Genomic DNA, 17264 nt, shown 5'->3' with positions numbered 1-17264 from the left:
ACGCCGATGGAACCGAACCCGGCCCCCCGCATCACCATCCGCTACTGCACGCAGTGCCAGTGGCTCCTGCGCTCCGCCTGGCTCGCGCAGGAACTCCTGCAGACCTTCGGGCCAGACCTCGGCGAAGTGGCGCTCCTGCCCGGCACCGGCGGGGTGTTCGAGATCGCCTACGACGGCGAGATGATCTGGGAGCGCAAGGCCGACGGCGGCTTTCCCGAAGCCAAGGTGCTGAAGCAGCGCGTGCGGGACCGGCTCGACCCGGAGCGCAGCCTCGGGCACAGCGACCGCTGACACGAAAAAAGGGCCACCGCGCGGAAGACGCGCGGCGGCCCTTTTCGATCAGCCGAGCGATGCTCAGTTGGCGTAGTAGATGACCTTGCGGTCGGCCTTCGAGACGATCACCGGCTGGTTGTTCGAGGTGTAGAAATACTCGTAGTCCGGGTTCGACGGCACCGGCACGAGCGTCACGGAGCCGGGGATGACCGACCCTTGCGTGATCTCGCCTTCCACCACGACCGGCTGGGTCGGGTTGGCGACGACGTACTGGCGCACCTCGTCTGGCGCGGAGGCCGCACCGCCGATCGCAAGACCCGCGACGCCGCCGATCGCAGCGCCCACCGGGCCGCCGACGAGCGCACCGGCCACCGCGCCAGTGCCGGCGCCGGCCAGCGTGCCGGCCGCCTGCTCGCCTTCGCTCTTCGGCTCGGTGGTGGTCACGACGGTGGTCTGGGCGAGGACCGGACCGGCCAGCAGGCCAAGGGCAGCGGTGGCGAGAATGAAACGACGCATGGTTGTGTGTCCTTGAAAGAACGTCCCTGTGGCCGCCTTAACAACCTGGGCGTCCATCCGTTCCATCCGCCTGACGACGCCTATTTGCCCTCGCCGACGATGATCCGCACCTTGTCGGGATAGAAGGCGAGATAGCCGGCGATCGCGCGCGCGGCGGGCTTGGGATCCTCGTAGGACCAGACGGCGTCGGTCTCGCCGTAGCCGCCCGCCGAGATCGACCAGTAGCGCGCCTCGCCCTTGTGCGGGCAGGTCGTGCGTTTGTCGGAATCGTCGAAATAGGCCATCTCGACATGCTCGCGCGGGATGTAGAGAACGGGCTCGCGGTTGCCCTCGTAGAGCCGCACCGCCTCGGTGGTCGAGGCGATGACGGTGTCGTGGAAGGTGACGTTCACGGGCTGCGGCTCGCGCTCGACGCGCAGGGTGGGCTGGGAGACGGCGGACATGGCTTTCCTCCTCGAGGGCCGGTATGACTGGTTCCGAGCAATCCGGCGGCCTGCCGTCCGGTTCCCTGTTCGACGCCCCGGAGACGTATGCTGCACGGCCCCTCGACCGAAGACGCGCGCCAGCGCCTTGTCCTGGCCCTCGGCCGCGTGGCGGACGGCGAACGCGACGCGCTGCGCACCGTTTATGATCTCACGAGCGCGAAGCTATTCGGCGTCACGCTGCGTATCTTGAACGACGAGGCGGAAGCCGAGGACGTCCTCCAGGACGTCTTCGTCACCGTCTGGAACCGGGCCTCCGGCTTCGACCCCGCGCGCGCCAGCCCGATCACCTGGCTGTGCACGCTGGCACGCAACCGGGCGATCGACCGCCTGCGGGCGCTCCGGCACCATCGCGCGGGAACCGATCTCGAGGCAGCCGACGAGGTGGCGGACGAGGCGCCCGACGCCTTGTCGCAACTCGAAGCCGACGGCGAGGCGCGGCGTCTGGCCGCCTGTCTCGACGGGCTGGAGCCGCGCGCGGCTCAGGCGATCCGGGCCGCCTTCTTCGGAGGGCGGACCTACGAGGACCTGGCGCAGGGAGCGGGCGTACCGCTCGGAACCATGAAGAGCGTGATCCGGCGCGGCCTGATCCGATTGAAGGGATGCCTGGAAGAATGAGCGCGGGCGACGAACGGGATGGCGGCGACGAGGCCCTGGCCGGCGAGTATGCGCTCGGCCTCCTGGCGCCGGCCGAGCGCCGCGCCTTCGAGCGACGGCTGCGCATCGACCCCGCGCTTTCGCGCGAGGCTGGGCTCTGGGAGGAGCGGCTCCAGCCGCTTATCGGCGAGACACCGGCGGTGTCGCCGCCCGCGCGTCTCTGGCAGGCGATCGAAGCCGAACTCGGGCCTGCGGCGACGAGGCGCGACGTTCGGGATGCGTCGCCCGGTCGCGCGCCGTCCGCTAAGGCCCGTAGGTCGCCCCGCTCCGGCGGGCGTCGCGTGTCGGCCGTCTGGCAGTGGCTGGCGATCGGCTCCATGGCGCTCGCCGCCGCGAGCCTTGCCGGACTCGCGCTCGACCTCCGCCCCGCCGCCGCCCCGATGATGGCGTCGATCGCCGCCAACGGCGGGGCGCCGCTCTTCGTGGCCGTGGTGGATCCGGACGGCGGCCACGCGACGCTGATGCCGGTCTCGCTGCAGGCGCAGGAAGGGCGGGTGCCGGAACTCTGGCTGGTGCCGGCCGGCGGCACTCCGATCTCGCTCGGCCTCGTCGATCCGTCGGCGCCGCTGCGGGTCGACCTGCGCGCCCGCTCGGGCGTCGGCATGGGAATGGTGCGCACGCCGGGCACGGCGCTCGCCGTGTCGATGGAGCCGGAGGGTGGCTCGCCCACCGGCCAGCCCACCGGGCCCGTGGTGGGGCACGGCATGCTGCGCGCCGTCTGAGGCGCGGGATGCGGCCGGAGGAGCCGGGAATGCCGGAAACGTCGGCGCACAGCCAGGCCCGGCCGGCCGCGACGGTACGGTTTCGGGCCGGTCGGTTCGAGGCGGCCATGCGCGACCTGCCGGCGGAGGTCGCGGTCGCGGTCTCCGTCAACGGCTCGACCCATGCCGTGATGATGGCGACGCCCGCCGACCTTCCCGATCTCGCGCTCGGCCTCGCCCTGAACGAGGGCATCGCGGCGAACCCGGCCGAAATCGAGCGGCTCGACGTCGAGGCGACCGAGGTCGGGATCGACTGCCGGTTGTGGCTCACCCCGGAGCGCGCGGCCGGCTATGTTGCCCGCAAGCGTCAGATGACCGGGCCGGTGGGCTGCGGCCTTTGCGGCGTCGAAAGCCTGGAACTCGCGGCCCGCGCCCTGCCGACGGTGGCCGGGCGACTGGCGATCGGGCCGGAGGTGATCGTCGCGGCGATGGACGCCATGGGGGACGAGCAGCGCCTTGGCCGGCGCACGCGGGCGGCTCATGCTGCAGCCTTCGCCACCGCGAACGGCGAACTCGTCGTGGTGCGCGAGGACGTCGGCCGGCACAACGCGCTCGACAAGGTCGCGGGGCACCTCGCCTCCGCGGGCATCGACCCCGCGGGTGGGTTCCTGGTGCTAACCAGCCGGGTCTCGGTGGAACTCATCCAGAAGGCGGCGATGATGGGCTGCGGCCTGCTCGCTGCCGTATCGGTGCCGACGCTGCTGGCGGTCGGGGAGGCCGAGCGGGCCGGCATCACGCTCGTTGCCGTGGTGCGCGGCGAGGAGTTCGAGGTGTTCACCCATCCCGGCCGGATCGCGGGCGCAAGCGCTTTGCCGTCGTTGGGGTAGATTGAACCTAGAGCGCCGTCAGGCGCGGTCGTCGCGGCGGACCCCCGAGACGAACAGCATGCCGGAATAGCCGCTGCGGATCTCTCGATCGACGAGCCCGATCGTCTCGCACTGGAGGTCGCGCACCGCCGGCTCCAGCACGGCGCGCACGCGCTCCGGCGACACGTCGAGGATCGGGAACGGGCGCCCGGCCACCTCGTAGTCCGAAGAGCCGACGAGGAAGGCGCCGACCACCGTGCCGCCGGGACGCACGCAGCCGGCAAAGCGCGCGCAGGCGCGGTCGAACTCAACCTCGTCGCCGGTGATCGATTCGGCGCAGAAGAACATGGTGGCGAGATCCCACCCTGCTTCCGGCAGGTCGTAGACCGATCCCTGGCGGATCGTGGTGCGGGCCTCGAGCTCGCGAAGCGGATCGGCGGGAAGCGCGACGTCGCCCCCGACGGAGGTTTCCACCACGCGCCAGAAGTGGCTCCACTGGGGCCGAAGCTGCGATGCGCGCAGTTCGGCCTCGAGCCACGCGACGTTGCTGGCCGAGAATTCCCAGGCCGTCAGGCGGCTCGCGCGCGGCAGGGCGCACAGCAGCGGAAAGAGGTTCGGACCGGTGCCGATGTCGATCGTCTCGAGCGCCCGGCCCGCCGGCTCGCCACGGGCGATGGCCCGGCTCACCAGCCCGACCAGCACCTCGTCGTCGACATGCGGCTCGCCGTAATAGTGCTGGAAGTAGCTCTCGGAATCGAACTGATCCCAGCTGTAAGCGCCGTTCGCTCTCGTCATCGCCGCGGTTCCCCAAACGCTAAGCCCGCTCTTGCCACGAACGGCCGACGACCGAAAGGCCGGAGGCCCTCGAGCGAACGACGCCTTTCGGGTTCAGACCACCCGCGCCGCCTCCGGCCCGTCGTCGAGACGCCGCTGGACGTCGGCGTTGAACGAGGCGACGAAGCCGGCGAGGCCCGGCGCCGGCAGCGGCTTGGCGAAGAGGTAGCCCTGCAGGAGGTCGCAGCCGAGCGCCGCAATGGTCCGGCGTTCCTCCTCGGTCTCGACGCCCTCCGCCACGATGCGGCTGCCGAGCGCGTGGCCCATCTCGACGATCGCGGCGACGATCGTGTGGGCGGCCATCTGCTGCGACGTACCGCTGACGAAGGAGCGGTCGATCTTGATGAGGTCGAACGACAGGTCGAGGAGGTAGCGCAGGCTGGAATAGCCCGTGCCGAAATCGTCGAGTGCGATGCGAAAGCCGGCGCGGCGCAGGCGTTTCAGCGTGTCGGCGGTCTGCGTGTTGACGTTGAGCAGCAGGCTTTCCGTCACCTCGAGAATGATGCGGCGCGGATCGACGCCGTCGGCATCGGTGAGGGTCAGGAGCGTGTCGGTCAGGTTGCGATGGCGGAACTGAAGCGGCGACAGGTTGATCGCGATCGACAGGTCGGGCCAGTCGCGCGCCTGCCGCACGGCGCGGCGCAGGACGAAGTCGCCGAGCTCGGGCATCAGGCCACCCTCTTCGGCGATCGGCACGAACACCGAGGGGGGCACCGTTCCGAGCTCGGGATGATGCCAGCGCAGGAGCGCCTCCGCCTCCTCGATCCGGCCGCTGCGCGCGTCGACCAGCGGCTGGTAGTAGAGTTCGAGGCTCTCGGTGCGGATCGCCTCGCGCAGGCTGGTCTCGATGCGGTGGCGCTCGGACAGGTCCTTCGCCATCGAGCCGTCGAACGTCACGGCGCGGTTGCGGCCTTGGCGCTTGGCCTCGTAGAGCGCGATGTCGGCGTGGCGGGTCAGGTCGTCGAGCGTCGTGCCGTGCTGGGGCAGCGACGCCATGCCGACCGAGGACGTTATGGTCACCGCAAGGTCCTCGACCTGCAGCGGCGTCGCGAGCGCCTCGGCGATCAGGGCGCCGATGTCGTTGCGCTCCACCGCATGGCCGCTTTCCACCATCGCGAACTCGTCGCCGCCGATGCGCGCGAGAAAGATGTCCTGCGGCAGGGTCCGCCGCAGCCGGGCGCCGAACTCGCGGATCAGGATGTCGCCCTTGTGGTGGCCGAGCGTGTCGTTGATGTCCTTGAAGCGATCGATGTCGATATAGCCGATGCGAAGGCGACCGGACGAGGCGAGCGCGTCCTCCACCCTGTGACCGGCCTCGTCGTGGAAGGCCGACCGGTTGGGCAGGGACGAGAGGTCGTCGTGGCGGGCGTCGTGACGGGCCTTTTCCTCGCGCACGGCCAGCGCGTCGGTCGCGACCTCGATGCGCGTCAGCATGCGGCCAGCCATGACGCCGCCGATGATCGACAGGATCGCGGCGAGTGGCAGGATGACCGAGAGGATCGGCTGGCCGGGGGCCGCCGTCTTCCATGTCAGATATCCCGCGGTGTGGCCCTCGTCCGTGACGAAAGGCTCGGAGGCGGTGAGCGGTCCTTCGCCGATCTCCGGGGTCAGCCGCAGGTCGGAGATCAGGAGCGAGCGTCCGACCTGCTCGAGCACCTCCGGGGTGATCCTGACGATGCTGACGAGAAGATACGGCCGGTCCATGACGAGCGACATGTCGACGTTCGGGCCGATCGTGATCGCTGTGACGATCGAGGGCTGGTCGTCGATCATCATCACGGCACTGAACCAGTTGGCCGTGGTGCGCACGCCGCCGAGCTTCTGATAGGCGGCCTGTCGATCGAGGAAGAGGTCGGGGCGTCGGCTGGAGAAGGATCGCTCGCCCCGCCGGACGCCGTCGAGGACGGGCTTCAGTCTGGCGAGGCGCGAGGACACCTCGGCCGGCGACGGCGCTTCGGTCTCCGAAGCGTCGCGCCGATGCGTGTAGACCGGGCGGTTCATGCCGTCGACGATGTAGACTTCGTCCTGCTGGTAGGTCTCCGTCAGGAACAGACCGAAGTTGGAGGCGGTGAACTCCGCGTCGTAATCCATGGCGACCTTGCGCACCGCGTCGTCCCACCAGGCGACGCTGCGCTGCTGGTCGAGGACACCGGCGATGGTCTGGTCGAGCGCATTGTCGATGCGCCGGCGCTCCGCCTTGACCTCGTTGTGGTTGGCCGACCAGCCGAGCCAGGCCGTCAGCCCGACGAGGGCGACGCCGAGCGCGAAGATCAGGATGCGGATCGCGATCGCCGTCGATCGCGCGTGGGACTGAGGAAGAGCCATCCTGTTTTGCATGGCCGACCCGGCTCCGGAGCAAAAGGCACGGCGAGGACGCCGCTCGAACGACGACCTTAAGCGCTGCATCCTTTCGAAAGACTTCATCTTTCCTGTTGCAATTTGCCGGGACGAAGCGTCGGATCGGTCGTTCGCCTCGTCGGGGAAGCGACATGGGTCTGGATCTGGCGGCATGCGCATTCGAGCCCTGGGTCGCCGACTTCGTGGCGGCCAGCAACCGGCTGTCGGGAATTGGGCGAACTGCGACAGCCAGTGAAATCGCCGCCCATCGCGGTTTCTTCGCACGCCGGCGGGTGGAGGCCGGCAACGTCCTGCTCCTCCGGGCGCACCTCAGCGGACCGGACGGGCGATCGGCGGTCGAGGAGCGTCCCGACGCCTCGACGCTTTGCGGCATCGACGAACTTCTCGCCGCCGATCTGTCGCCCTGGCAGCTCTATGCGGCGTTCCGCGACCTCGCCCCGTTCATGCACGCCAACGGACGCTGCGCGCGCGCCCTTTGGATGAGCCGCCGCCTCGCGGAGGGCGCCCTGCCGCAGGTGGAACGGCTGCCGCCGGAATGGGCGAGGGAGCCTCGATCCTGGCGCCGCGCCGCGAGCGCGCTTCGCGCGCGCCGAAACTAGTTGAGCGGAGTGCCCGACACGCCGTCGTAGCGCACCCAGACGTTCGGCTCCTCGTAGAGGCCGACGCCGCGCTCGAGATCGATCTGGAGCGGCACGAGCCCGCCCTCGATCTCGAACGGGCCGGAGGTCTCGAAGCGGCGGCCGGCCCACGTCTCCCAGAAGGCGACGGGCTGTTCCACCACCATGGAGCGGTCGCACACGCCGACGAGGCGCGCGCCCTGATGGAGATGGCTGCGCAGCCAGGGGTCGAAGCAGCGGCCTTGCGGGTCCTGCCAGCCGACATAGTCCTGCATGCGGACGCTCGGGTGGCCGAACTTGCGGGACGGGCGCACGGGAGCGATGAGGGAGGAGAAGCCCTGGCGCTCGCAGAGCGTCTTCAGCTCGCCGATCATGCGCTGCGCGTGTCCCGCGCCGCGATGGCGCGGCGGTACGGAGATCGCGAGCGCCCCGAGCGTGTTGGGCGCCGGCGCGTCGTCGCGCGCCCCTTCCTCGACCAGCCAGTCCCAGCCCCTCGCCGGCAGCGCCGCGCCGTCCCAAGCGATCGGCGTGCAGTTGGCGAGCGCCACCATCTCGCCCGTCGCATCGTCGACGAGGCAGAGCTGGAGGTCGGCGAAACGGGTCAGGATCGTGTCGTAGTGCCGATGATGGGCATCGGTGAAATTGAGATATCCGAGATGCCCCCAGACCTCGTCCTCGAGCCGGCAGGCGGCTTCAGCCACGGCGGCGCTTTCGCTGCGGGGGCGGATACTGAATGACTCGGGCATGGGGTGAGGGAGCATCCGAATGATTTGTCTAACAAACCATTAACGACCTTCCATGAACGGACAATCGTGGCCCTTAGCCGTCACGCAAACTTGTTCGGCGGGTGCGGTGAACGGGCATCACTCCGGGGCTCCGCGCGTCTCGCGAAAAATTTCGGCACCCCCACCTGATGCCCTTTTGCCACAGGCGGGAGCGTCCCATATCTCTCTCCAGCGGCCGGCTTTCGAGCGGCCGACTCCACGCTTTTTCGCGCGCATGCCGTTTGCCGGGTGACGCGCGAGACAAGGAGACGACGAATGGACATGGAAAAATATACCGACCGGGTCCGCGGCTTCATCCAGGCCGCCCAGACCGCGGCGATGGCGCGCGATCACCAGCACTTTGTCCCTGAGCACCTTCTGAAGGTGCTGGTGGACGATTCGGAGGGGCTTGCCTCCGGCCTCATCGAGCGCGCCGGCGGCCGGCCGAAGGATGTGCGCCTCGGCGTCGAGGCGGCGCTGGACGCGCTGCCGAAGGTGTCCGGGGGCAACGGGCAGATCTATCTCGCCGCTCCGACCGCCAAGGTCTTCGCGACCGCCGAGGAGATCGCCAAGAAGGCGGGCGACATCTACGTCACCGCCGAGCGGCTGCTGCTCGCCCTCGCGCTGGAGAAGAGCGCCAAGACGTCGGAGATTCTCGCCAAGGCCGGCGTCACCCCGCAGGGCCTCAACACGGCGATCGAGAGCCTGCGCAAGGGTCGCACGGCCGACACGGCGTCGGCAGAGCAGGGTTACGACGCCCTGAAGAAATATGCCCGCGATCTGACCAAGGACGCGCGCGAGGGCAAGCTCGACCCGGTGATCGGGCGCGACGACGAAATCCGCCGCACGATCCAGGTCCTGTCCCGCCGCACCAAGAACAACCCGGTGCTGATCGGCGAGCCGGGCGTCGGCAAGACCGCGATCGCGGAAGGCTTGGCGCTGCGCCTCGTCAACGGCGACGTGCCCGAATCCCTGCGCGACAAGCAGCTGATGGCGCTCGACATGGGCGCGCTGATCGCGGGTGCGAAGTATCGCGGCGAGTTCGAGGAGCGGCTGAAGGCCGTCCTGTCGGAGGTGACGTCCGCCGATGGCGGCATCATCCTCTTCATCGACGAGATGCACACGCTGGTCGGTGCCGGCAAGGCGGACGGGGCGATGGACGCCTCCAACCTTCTGAAGCCCGCGCTCGCCCGCGGCGAGTTGCACTGCGTCGGCGCGACGACGCTCGACGAGTACCGCAAGCATGTCGAGAAGGACCCGGCGCTTGCCCGCCGCTTCCAGCCGGTCTTCGTGTCGGAGCCGACGGTCGAGGACACGATCTCAATCCTGCGCGGCCTGAAGGAGAAGTACGAGCAGCACCACAAGGTGCGCATCTCGGACTCGGCGCTCGTGGCCGCCGCGCAGCTGTCGAACCGCTACATCACCGACCGCTTCCTGCCCGACAAGGCGATCGACCTCGTGGACGAGGGCGCCGCGCGCTTGCGCATGGCGGTGGACTCCAAGCCCGAGGCCCTCGACGAGATCGACCGGCGCGTCGTGCAGCTGAAGATCGAGCGCGAGGCCCTGAAGAAGGAACACGATGACGGGGCGCGCTCGCGCCTCGAACGTCTGGAGGCCGAGCTTGCCAACCTCGAGGAGGAGAGCGACCGGCTCACCACCTCCTGGCAGGCCGAGAAGTCGAAGCTGGGCTTAGCCGCCGATCTCAAGCGGCGGCTCGACGAGGCGCGCAACGATCTGGCGATCGCGCAGCGCCGCGGCGAGTTCCAGCGCGCGGGCGAGCTCGCCTATGGCGAGATCCCGCAGCTGGAGCGTGAGCTCGCAGAGGCGGAAGGCTCCGATGGCAAGGCGTCGATGGTCGAGGAGACCGTGACGGCCGACCATGTCGCACAGGTCGTCTCGCGCTGGACCGGCATTCCGGTCGACCGGATGATGCAGGGCGAGCGCGAGAAGCTCTTGTCGATGGAGGACGCGCTGGCCAAGCGCGTCGTCGGACAGGGCGAGGCGGTGCAGGCCGTCAGCCGCGCCGTGCGGCGCGCGCGCGCTGGCCTCCAGGACCCGAACCGGCCGATCGGTTCGTTCATCTTCCTCGGCCCGACGGGCGTCGGCAAGACGGAGCTGACCAAGGCGCTCGCGCGCTTCCTCTTCGACGAGGAGACCGCGATGGTGCGCATCGACATGTCGGAGTTCATGGAGAAGCACTCCGTGGCCCGGCTGATCGGCGCCCCTCCGGGCTATGTCGGCTACGAGGAGGGCGGCGTCCTGACCGAGGCGGTCCGGCGGCGGCCCTACCAGGTGATCCTGTTCGACGAGATCGAGAAGGCCCACCCGGACGTCTTCAACGTCCTCCTCCAGGTGCTCGACGACGGGCGCCTGACGGACGGGCAGGGGCGCACGGTCGACTTCCGCAACACGCTGATCGTGATGACCTCGAACCTCGGCTCGGAGTACCTGACGGCACTCCGCGACGACGAGGATGTCGCGAGCGCCCGGCCGCAGGTGATGGACGTCGTGCGCTCGGCCTTCCGGCCGGAGTTCCTCAACCGCGTCGACGAGATCATCCTGTTCCACCGCCTGAAGCGAGCGGAGATGGGCGCGATCGTCGACATCCAGATGGGCCGCCTCGAGAAGCTTCTGGAGGAGCGCAAGATCGTGCTCGAGCTCGACGAGAGCGGGCGCGAGTGGCTGGCAGACAAGGGCTACGACCCCGCCTACGGCGCGCGGCCCCTGAAGCGGGTGATCCAGCGCGAGGTGCAGGACCCGCTCGCCGAGAAGATCCTGCTCGGCGAGGTGAAGGACGAGGACCGGGTGAAGATCTCGTCCGGCACCGACCGGCTCAACTTCTACGTCGTCGGCTCAAAGGCCGGCACGGCGGGAGACCGGGTCGCGGCCTGACGGACCGACGATCGGAAACGAGAAAGGGGGCGGCCCGCCGAGCCGCCCCCTTTTTTTTGCCTGTGGGTCGCCGCTCAGTAGTAGGCGACACCGTAATAGTCGTTGATGCGCCGGCCATAGTCGGCATCGACCCAGTTCGGGCGCTCGGCCGCGCCGAAGCGGGGCGCGTCCTTCAACTGGTCGATGGTGATGCCGACGACGTAGCCACCCTGGCGCTCGTCGTATTTCAGCACCTCCCAAGGCAGGGGGTGGTATTCCTCGCCGATGCCGAGGAAGCCGCCGAACGACATGATGGCGTATTTGACGCGCCCGTCGCGCTTGCCGATCACGATATCGTAGATGTGGCCGAGATTGTCGCCGTCGGTGTTGTAGACGCGCGTGCCGTTGACGCGGCTCGCCTCGATGGCGTCGGCCCCGACCTCGATCTCGGACGTGGCGCCGGTTCCCAGAGTGGAGGACATCGTACCTTCTCCCTTCGGTTGCTCGTGACCGGGGAAACGGCAAGCGCCGCGGCGTGTTCCGAAAAAGGCTGGGTGCGGGACGGTTGCGCCTCTCGTTAACGCCAGGTTCATTTGCGCTTCGTTAACCATCTTCGGACCAGCATTGCGCCCTATTTGCCTGTCAGGCGTTCGCCGTCCGGGCGTCGCCCGCGAGGCTTGAGCGAAGGAGGCAGGGACATGGCAAAGGGTGCGGTGGGGGCGGTGGCCCTCGTTCTGGCCGGCCTGTCGGCCGGCGTCCTACCGGTCGCGGCGCAGGGCTATGACCCGGCCTACGAGGACTACGGTCCCGGCACGGAAAGCTTTCGCGACGAGTTCGGCAACATCGTCACCGTGGATTCCTACGGCCGGGTGATCGCGGTGGAGCGGCCGGGCGACCGGCGGCAGCGGCGGGGGCAGCGCGGCAACGCGCCGTCCGGGCCGGTGGTGCTGGAAGGCCGGGTCGGCGAGGTGCCGCCGGCCGACTATGGCTATGGCGCGCCGCAGAACCCCTACGACGACTACGACACCTATGGCGATGCGCCGGTCGAGAGCCAGCCGCTGCCGCCGCCGGGCGCCTGGGACCAGGCCGGACTGCCCGACCAGGGCATCACCGGTTCGATCGCGCCGGGAGAGGGCGCCGCCGCCTATCCGAATTCCGGTCCGCGCCTCGAAGGCCAGACCATGATCGAATCGAACCCGGCGCCGAAGGTCGCCGGGCCGACCGGCAAGAACGCCAAGATCGAGATCGCGGCGCTGCAGGTGCTCCTCGACCGCGCCGGCGCCTCGCCGGGCGTGATCGACGGGCGCATGGGCGGCAATGTCGACAAGGCGGTCGCCGCCTATGCCGAGATGACCGGCCGCTCGATCGACGCGACCAACGCCCAGTCGCTGATGGAAGAGCTGATGGCGACCGGCGGTCCCGCCGTCGTCACCTACGAGATCACCAACGAGGATGTCGGCGGCCCCTATGTCGCGGCGATCCCCGAGGATTACGCCCACAAGGCGATGCTGCCGGCGATGAGCTACGAGCGCGTCACCGAAATGCTGGCCGAGCGCTTCCACATGGACGAGGGCTACCTCAAGGAGATCAACCCCGGCGCCGACTTCACCCGGCCCGGCACGCAGATCAAGGTCATGGCGACCGGCGAGAACGTGACCGGCCAGGAGGTCGCCAAGATCATCGCCGACAAGGGGCGCGAGCAGGTGCGCGCCTACGATGCGAGCGGGCGGCTCGTTGCCGCCTACCCGTCCTCGATCGGCTCGACCTCGACGCCCTCGCCCTCCGGTACGGTGGAGGTCGCCCGTATCGCCTTCGATCCGAACTACACCTACAATCCGAAGATCAACTTCAAGCAGGGCGCCAACGACAAGGTGCTGACCATCCCGCCCGGCCCCAACGGGCCTGTGGGCACGATCTGGATCGCGCTGTCGAAGCCGACCTACGGCATCCACGGCACGCCCGAGCCCTCGAAGATCGGCAAGACCAACAGCCACGGCTGCGTGCGACTGACCAACTGGGACGCGGCCGAACTCGCCAAGCTGGTGAAGCCGGGCGTCACCGTCGAGTTCGTGGACTGACAACGGCATGAAGCGGGGGCCGCGGATGGCAGACCGGTTGATCTTCCAGCTGGCGATGCTGGGCTTCCTTGCCGCCGCACCCGCCGCGGCGCAGACCGTGCCCGTGCCGACCGAAGCACCTGGCGAGCGGCCGGCCGCAGCCGACGTGGCGCCGGGCGCGCCGTCGAACCCGGCGAGCGAAGCCGCGACCCCCGATCCCGCAAGCGTGCCAGTCCCGGAGGAGCGCCCGGCACCGCCCGAGGCGCCGGCCGAGCCCGAGGCCCCACCCACTGCGCCGCCAGCGCCAGCGCCCGCGCGTGACGCGCCGCAGCCCGCCTACGTGTCTCCCGAGAAGGCCCGCACCGAGCCCGAGCCCGGCGCGCCGGACGTGCCGCCGATGGCCGTGACGCCGGCCGAAACCGTCGAGGCCGCGGCGGCCGTCGAGGATGCCATCCAGTGCGAGGGCGAACTCAAGGCGCGCGGCGCCGATTTCACCGTGGGCGAGACGATCGCCGAGGGCGACTGCGGCGTGCTGCGCCCGGTGTCGGTGAAGAGGCTTTCCAACGGCACGAGCGTCGAGCCCGGCACGGTGATGTTGTGCCGGACGGCGCTGGCGCTCGACGTCTGGGTGTCGGAAGGGGTGGCGCCCGCCGCCAAGGCCGAGTTCAAGGGGGCGAAGGTCAAGGCACTGACGCAGGCCTCCACCTATGTCTGCCGCGCACGGGCGAGCGAACAGAAGATCTCGGAGCATTCGCGCGGCAGCGCCATCGACATCGCGGGCTTCGAGCTTTCCGACGGCACGACGCAGCCGGTGGAGGCGAAGGACGCGGGAACGCCGGCCGACCGGTTCGCGGCCGCCGTGCGCCGTGCCGCCTGCGGGCCGTTCCGCACGGTTCTGGGACCTGGCACCGACAGCGATCACGGCACCCATCTTCATCTCGATATCGCGGCCCGCAACGGCGACGCCACCTATTGCCGCTGACGCCGTTCGGCAGGCACGCAATTCTTCGGACCTTTTGCCGTCCGGGCCCCCGTCGCGTCTTTCCTCCGCAGGACTTGCGTCTATAGTCCGCGCGCGCTGCCGGGTCCGGTGGCCCAGAGGAGGATACCATGCCCTATACCGCCGACGACCAACGCTATGCCCGCGCCAACTTCCGCCGCTGCGGCCGCTCCGGGCTCGACCTGCCCGCCATCTCGCTTGGCCTCTGGCAGAACTTCGGCGGCACCGATGTGTTCGAGACGGGCCGGGCGATCCTGCGCCGGGCCTTCGACCGCGGCGTCACGCATTTCGATCTCGCCAACAACTACGGGCCGCCTCCGGGTTCCGCCGAGGAGAATTTCGGCCGCTGGATGGATCTCGACTTCCGCCCCTATCGCGACGAACTCGTGATCTCGACCAAGGCGGGCTGGGACATGTGGCCGGGCCCCTACGGCAACTTCGGCTCGCGCAAGTATCTCGTCGCTTCGCTCGACCAGGGCCTGAAGCGCATGGGGCTCGACTATGTCGACATCTTCTACCACCACCGGCCCGACCCGAAGACGCCGCTGGAGGAGACGATGGGCGCGCTCGATGCGATCGTGCGCTCGGGCAAGGCGCTCTATGTCGGCGTGTCCTCCTACGGTCCGGACCGCACGCGCGAAGCCCATGCCATGCTGAAGGCCATGGGCACGCCGATGCTGATCCACCAGCCGTCCTACTCGATGCTGAACCGCTGGGTGGAGGAGAAACTCCTCGACACGCTGACCACGCTCGGCGTCGGCTGCATCGCCTTCTCGCCGCTGGCGCAGGGTCTGCTGACCGACAAGTATCTCGGCGGCGTGCCGGAAGGATCGCGTGCGGCAAAGGCGAAGTCCTTCTCGCCCGATCTCGTCACCGACGAGAACGTCGCGCGCATCCGCGCTCTCAACGAGATCGCTAAGGCGCGCGGCCAGTCGCTGGCGCAGATGGCGATCGCCTGGGTGCTCCGGAACCCGGCCGTCACCTCGGCGCTGATCGGCGCACGCACGGTGGCGCAGCTCGACTCCTCGCTGGACGCCCTCGACAATCTCGAGTTCTCGGGTGAGGAACTCGCCGCCATCGACCGCTCGGCCACCGAAGGCGGTATCGACCTGTGGCGCTCGCAGTCGTCGATCGGTCGCCAGCCGGCCTGACGCCCGAAGAGAGAAGAGAGGAGGGCGGGCCGAAGCGGCTCGCCCTTCTTCGGATCTAGTGCGCGGCGACGCGCATCTCGTCGACGCTGTCCTTCAAGAGGTTGTCGATCCGCTCGCGCTCGCGCTGGAAGGCGACGAGCTGATCGCCGGAAAGCTGCCGGCCCGACGGGAGACGGATGCGCATCGGGTCGACGCGCGTGCCGTTGACGGTGACCTCGTAATGCAGGTGGTTGCCGGTCGACAGGCCCGTCGAGCCGATATATCCGATGATCTGCCCCTGACGGACGCGCGCGCCCTTCACGACGCCGCCGGCGATCTTGCTCTGGTGGGAATAGGACGTCTCGTAGCCGTTGGCATGGCGGATGATGGTCTGCTGGCCGAAGCCCGTCGACCAGCCCGCCTGCTCCACGATGCCGGAGCCCGACGCCAGGATCGGCGTGCCGCGCGGCGCCGCCCAGTCGACGCCCCAGTGCATGCGGGCGTAGCCGAGCACGGGATGGCGGCGCGAGCCGAAGGGCGAGGTGAACCGGCCCTTGGGCACCGGGTTGCGCAGGAGGAACTGCTTCGCGCTGCGCCCGTCGTCGTCGTAGTAGTCGGTCTGGTCGTCGTCGGAGGTGAAGAAGCGGTAGTAGCGCTTGGTGGTGTCGCCGAACTTGGCTTCGACGAAGAGGATCTGCGAGTCGGCACTCGCCTCCTCCTCGCCTTCCTTCAAAGAATAGAGGAGTGTGAGCCGATCGGTCGGATCGAGCCGCGCCTGGAAGTCGACGTCTGACGAGAGGATTTTCAGGAGCTTGCGGCAAAGGCGGTCGTCGAGACCGTAGGCGAGGGCCGCCTGATAGATCCCGTCGTAGACGGTCGGCATGTTCTGGCGCAGCGGCGCCTCGGTGGCATTCTCGTCGAAGGCCTGGGCGACGGAGCGGCTGAGCGCGGGCTCCGGCCCTTCCTCGAAGGACCCGTCGTCGGCGAGCGCCACGGTCGCCAGATGCCGCTCGCCCCGATAGGCCGAGAGGCGCACGATCCGCGATCCATCGCCGGACGGCTCGAGTCCGAGACGCAGCACCTCTCCGGCATCGAGCGCGCTTCGCCCGAGAAGCGCCGAAAGGCGCGAAGCGGCGGCCTCGCCGTCCTCGTGCCCGTTCTCGGCGAGAGCGCCGGAAATCTCGAGCGTTTCGCGGAACGGCACGATCTCCTCGAAATATCGGGAGACCCGTTCCTGTCGCTCCTCGGCGGGCGACATCGATACGTTCTCGGCCGTCACGCGCGCGGCCGAGCCGGGCACATATTCCGACGCGTCCGTAAGCGAACCGCCGAAGCGGGAGGTGTCGAAGGCCTGATAGGCGGCGACCTGGACCGGCGCGGAGGCGAGCCGCGGCACGGCCTCGCGCACGAGAAGCTCAGCCTCGCGCGTCCCGATATCGGGCGCGTCGTCATAGGTCGCGCCGTCGAACTCGAACGGCTCGACGGCGAGATCGACGTCGCCCTCGACCTTGGCATCGTAGATCTGTCCGGTCTCGGGGGCCTGCGCGGGCTCCGGCTCGTCGTCGTCGCTGCCGATGACATTCATGGCATCGAAGGCGGGATAGGAGACGGTGGTCGGATGGCGCGCGCCTAAAAGCATGGAGGCGTAGGCGAAGGGGAGGGAGCGGATGACCTCGCGATCGCCCTCGCGCATCAGCGTCGGCACTTCGATGGTCGAGCGATTGCGGTCGATCGGAATCGGGGTCGCAAACACCCGCTCGCCGCGCTCGACGATATCGGCCTGGGGCACCGCGATCTCGCCGACGACCGCCGGAAAGACCAGCATGCGGCGACCATCGTGGGCGGCCGAGAGCGCGATGCCCATCATCGCGCTCGAGGTCAGGCCGGTCAGAAGGGTGCCGGCGAGCCAGCGGGCCGAGACCTGGCGGCGGTCCGGCTTGCGACGGACGTCGGCGACGAGCGCAGGCTGGTTCCCGAAGTTCGGCTTGGCGTAACGCTCGTGATTCATTCCGGTCTCATGCTGGTCCGCCTTCCCCTGGCCTCAACAAAGCGGCCGAAAAGCGAAGGCGACGCGCAAGGGGCATCCCCGGACCGTCCTCTGTTGCGGGGCGGCCACAGGGACGATCGTTGGGGGAGAT

16 protein-coding genes are annotated in these 17264 nt (G+C 69.2%); 9 read left to right on the top strand and 7 right to left on the bottom strand.

Annotation, left to right across the window (positions count from 1 at the left end; genetic code table 11):
- Window positions 1-6: 6 nt before the first annotated feature.
- Window positions 7-291, top strand: coding sequence for a SelT/SelW/SelH family protein (locus ACLNGM_RS02765; RefSeq protein ID WP_416357088.1), 285 nt, complete (start codon window positions 7-9; stop codon window positions 289-291).
- 63 nt (window positions 292-354) lie between these two features.
- On the opposite strand, the gene ACLNGM_RS02760 is transcribed toward ACLNGM_RS02765, so the two are convergent.
- Both ACLNGM_RS02760 and ACLNGM_RS02755 read right to left on the bottom strand, forming a co-directional pair.
- Window positions 355-789, bottom strand: a complete 435-nt coding sequence (locus ACLNGM_RS02760) for a DUF1236 domain-containing protein (RefSeq protein ID WP_090965764.1) — start codon at window positions 787-789, stop codon at window positions 355-357.
- A gap of 80 nt (window positions 790-869) precedes the next feature.
- Window positions 870-1232, bottom strand: coding sequence for a DUF427 domain-containing protein (locus ACLNGM_RS02755; protein ID WP_416357087.1), 363 nt, complete (start codon window positions 1230-1232; stop codon window positions 870-872).
- 87 nt (window positions 1233-1319) lie between these two features.
- Here ACLNGM_RS02755 and ACLNGM_RS02750 point away from each other — a divergent pair, with 87 nt between their 5' ends.
- From ACLNGM_RS02750 to fdhD, 3 genes are read left to right on the top strand one after another with little or no spacing between them, the layout of a single operon-like run.
- On the top strand, window positions 1320-1889 hold the full coding sequence (locus ACLNGM_RS02750) for a sigma-70 family RNA polymerase sigma factor (RefSeq protein WP_416357086.1): 570 nt from the start codon (window positions 1320-1322) through the stop codon (window positions 1887-1889).
- The gene (locus ACLNGM_RS02745) at window positions 1886-2650 is read left to right on the top strand and encodes an anti-sigma factor domain-containing protein (RefSeq protein WP_416357085.1); all 765 of its coding nucleotides are present in this window, start codon (window positions 1886-1888) and stop codon (window positions 2648-2650) included. The genes ACLNGM_RS02750 and ACLNGM_RS02745 overlap by 4 nt, the downstream gene beginning before the upstream one ends.
- Window positions 2651-2679: 29 nt before the next feature.
- On the top strand, window positions 2680-3516 hold the full coding sequence (gene fdhD / locus ACLNGM_RS02740) for a formate dehydrogenase accessory sulfurtransferase FdhD (protein WP_416357084.1): 837 nt from the start codon (window positions 2680-2682) through the stop codon (window positions 3514-3516).
- Window positions 3517-3534: 18 nt separating this feature from the next.
- Here fdhD and ACLNGM_RS02735 read toward each other — a convergent pair whose 3' ends face one another.
- Window positions 3535-4290 (bottom strand): hypothetical protein, encoded by a 756-nt coding sequence (locus ACLNGM_RS02735; protein ID WP_416357083.1) that lies wholly within the window; start codon window positions 4288-4290, stop codon window positions 3535-3537.
- Window positions 4291-4383: 93 nt separating this feature from the next.
- The gene (locus ACLNGM_RS02730) at window positions 4384-6654 is read right to left on the bottom strand and encodes a putative bifunctional diguanylate cyclase/phosphodiesterase (protein WP_416357082.1); all 2271 of its coding nucleotides are present in this window, start codon (window positions 6652-6654) and stop codon (window positions 4384-4386) included.
- Between the two features lie 164 nt (window positions 6655-6818).
- Between ACLNGM_RS02730 and ACLNGM_RS02725 the strand changes: the two genes are divergently transcribed.
- On the top strand, window positions 6819-7286 hold the full coding sequence (locus ACLNGM_RS02725; RefSeq protein WP_416357081.1) for a hypothetical protein: 468 nt from the start codon (window positions 6819-6821) through the stop codon (window positions 7284-7286).
- On the opposite strand, the gene ACLNGM_RS02720 is transcribed toward ACLNGM_RS02725, so the two are convergent.
- Window positions 7283-8005, bottom strand: a complete 723-nt coding sequence (locus tag ACLNGM_RS02720) for a transferase (RefSeq protein WP_416357080.1) — start codon at window positions 8003-8005, stop codon at window positions 7283-7285. The two genes, ACLNGM_RS02725 and ACLNGM_RS02720, sit on opposite strands and share 4 nt — an antisense overlap.
- 339 nt (window positions 8006-8344) lie before the next feature.
- On the opposite strand from ACLNGM_RS02720, the gene clpB reads away from it, so the two are divergent.
- The gene (clpB, locus tag ACLNGM_RS02715) at window positions 8345-10960 is read left to right on the top strand and encodes an ATP-dependent chaperone ClpB (protein ID WP_416357079.1); all 2616 of its coding nucleotides are present in this window, start codon (window positions 8345-8347) and stop codon (window positions 10958-10960) included.
- Window positions 10961-11034: 74 nt separating this feature from the next.
- Here the strand turns inward: clpB and ACLNGM_RS02710 are convergent, their stop codons facing one another.
- The gene (locus tag ACLNGM_RS02710) at window positions 11035-11421 is read right to left on the bottom strand and encodes a PRC-barrel domain-containing protein (RefSeq protein WP_175526914.1); all 387 of its coding nucleotides are present in this window, start codon (window positions 11419-11421) and stop codon (window positions 11035-11037) included.
- A 216-nt stretch (window positions 11422-11637) separates the two neighbouring features.
- Between ACLNGM_RS02710 and ACLNGM_RS02705 the strand changes: the two genes are divergently transcribed.
- The 3 genes from ACLNGM_RS02705 to mgrA all read left to right on the top strand — a co-directional run bounded on the left by ACLNGM_RS02705 (window position 11638) and on the right by mgrA (window position 15147).
- The gene (locus ACLNGM_RS02705; RefSeq protein ID WP_416357078.1) at window positions 11638-13017 is read left to right on the top strand and encodes a L,D-transpeptidase family protein; all 1380 of its coding nucleotides are present in this window, start codon (window positions 11638-11640) and stop codon (window positions 13015-13017) included.
- A 25-nt stretch (window positions 13018-13042) separates the two neighbouring features.
- Entirely contained in the window at window positions 13043-13978 is a 936-nt protein-coding gene (locus ACLNGM_RS02700) for an extensin family protein (RefSeq protein ID WP_416357077.1), read from the top strand.
- Window positions 13979-14106: 128 nt separating this feature from the next.
- Window positions 14107-15147: an L-glyceraldehyde 3-phosphate reductase gene (gene mgrA, locus ACLNGM_RS02695; protein ID WP_416357076.1), complete on the top strand. Its 1041-nt coding sequence runs from the start codon at window positions 14107-14109 to the stop codon at window positions 15145-15147.
- Between the two features lie 55 nt (window positions 15148-15202).
- Here mgrA and ACLNGM_RS02690 read toward each other — a convergent pair whose 3' ends face one another.
- Window positions 15203-17134, bottom strand: a complete 1932-nt coding sequence (locus ACLNGM_RS02690) for a M23 family metallopeptidase (protein WP_416357075.1) — start codon at window positions 17132-17134, stop codon at window positions 15203-15205.
- Window positions 17135-17264 lie beyond the last annotated feature (130 nt).

The sequence above is a fragment of the Aureimonas phyllosphaerae genome, assembly GCF_047943035.1.
Taxonomy (GTDB): domain Bacteria; phylum Pseudomonadota; class Alphaproteobacteria; order Rhizobiales; family Rhizobiaceae; genus Aureimonas; species Aureimonas phyllosphaerae.
The sequence above is the reverse complement of the archived record's forward strand: the minus strand, read 5'-3'. Positions and strand labels throughout refer to the sequence as shown.

Bases quoted from the DNA above. Each gene is read 5' to 3' on its own strand.
- mgrA (WP_416357076.1), top strand. From the start codon at position 14,107: ATGCCCTATACCGCCGACGACCAACGCTATGCCCGCGCCAACTTCCGC.
- ACLNGM_RS02705 (WP_416357078.1), top strand. From the start codon at position 11,638: ATGGCAAAGGGTGCGGTGGGGGCGGTGGCCCTCGTTCTGGCCGGCCTG.
- ACLNGM_RS02730 (WP_416357082.1), bottom strand. From the start codon at position 6,654: ATGGCTCTTCCTCAGTCCCACGCGCGATCGACGGCGATCGCGATCCGC.
- ACLNGM_RS02710 (WP_175526914.1), bottom strand. From the start codon at position 11,421: ATGTCCTCCACTCTGGGAACCGGCGCCACGTCCGAGATCGAGGTCGGG.
- ACLNGM_RS02725 (WP_416357081.1), top strand. From the start codon at position 6,819: ATGGGTCTGGATCTGGCGGCATGCGCATTCGAGCCCTGGGTCGCCGAC.
- ACLNGM_RS02760 (WP_090965764.1), bottom strand. From the start codon at position 789: ATGCGTCGTTTCATTCTCGCCACCGCTGCCCTTGGCCTGCTGGCCGGT.
- clpB (WP_416357079.1), top strand. From the start codon at position 8,345: ATGGACATGGAAAAATATACCGACCGGGTCCGCGGCTTCATCCAGGCC.
- ACLNGM_RS02745 (WP_416357085.1), top strand. From the start codon at position 1,886: ATGAGCGCGGGCGACGAACGGGATGGCGGCGACGAGGCCCTGGCCGGC.
- ACLNGM_RS02765 (WP_416357088.1), top strand. From the start codon at position 7: ATGGAACCGAACCCGGCCCCCCGCATCACCATCCGCTACTGCACGCAG.
- ACLNGM_RS02735 (WP_416357083.1), bottom strand. From the start codon at position 4,290: ATGACGAGAGCGAACGGCGCTTACAGCTGGGATCAGTTCGATTCCGAG.
- ACLNGM_RS02755 (WP_416357087.1), bottom strand. From the start codon at position 1,232: ATGTCCGCCGTCTCCCAGCCCACCCTGCGCGTCGAGCGCGAGCCGCAG.
- ACLNGM_RS02690 (WP_416357075.1), bottom strand. From the start codon at position 17,134: ATGAATCACGAGCGTTACGCCAAGCCGAACTTCGGGAACCAGCCTGCG.
- fdhD (WP_416357084.1), top strand. From the start codon at position 2,680: ATGCCGGAAACGTCGGCGCACAGCCAGGCCCGGCCGGCCGCGACGGTA.
- ACLNGM_RS02700 (WP_416357077.1), top strand. From the start codon at position 13,043: ATGGCAGACCGGTTGATCTTCCAGCTGGCGATGCTGGGCTTCCTTGCC.
- ACLNGM_RS02750 (WP_416357086.1), top strand. From the start codon at position 1,320: ATGCTGCACGGCCCCTCGACCGAAGACGCGCGCCAGCGCCTTGTCCTG.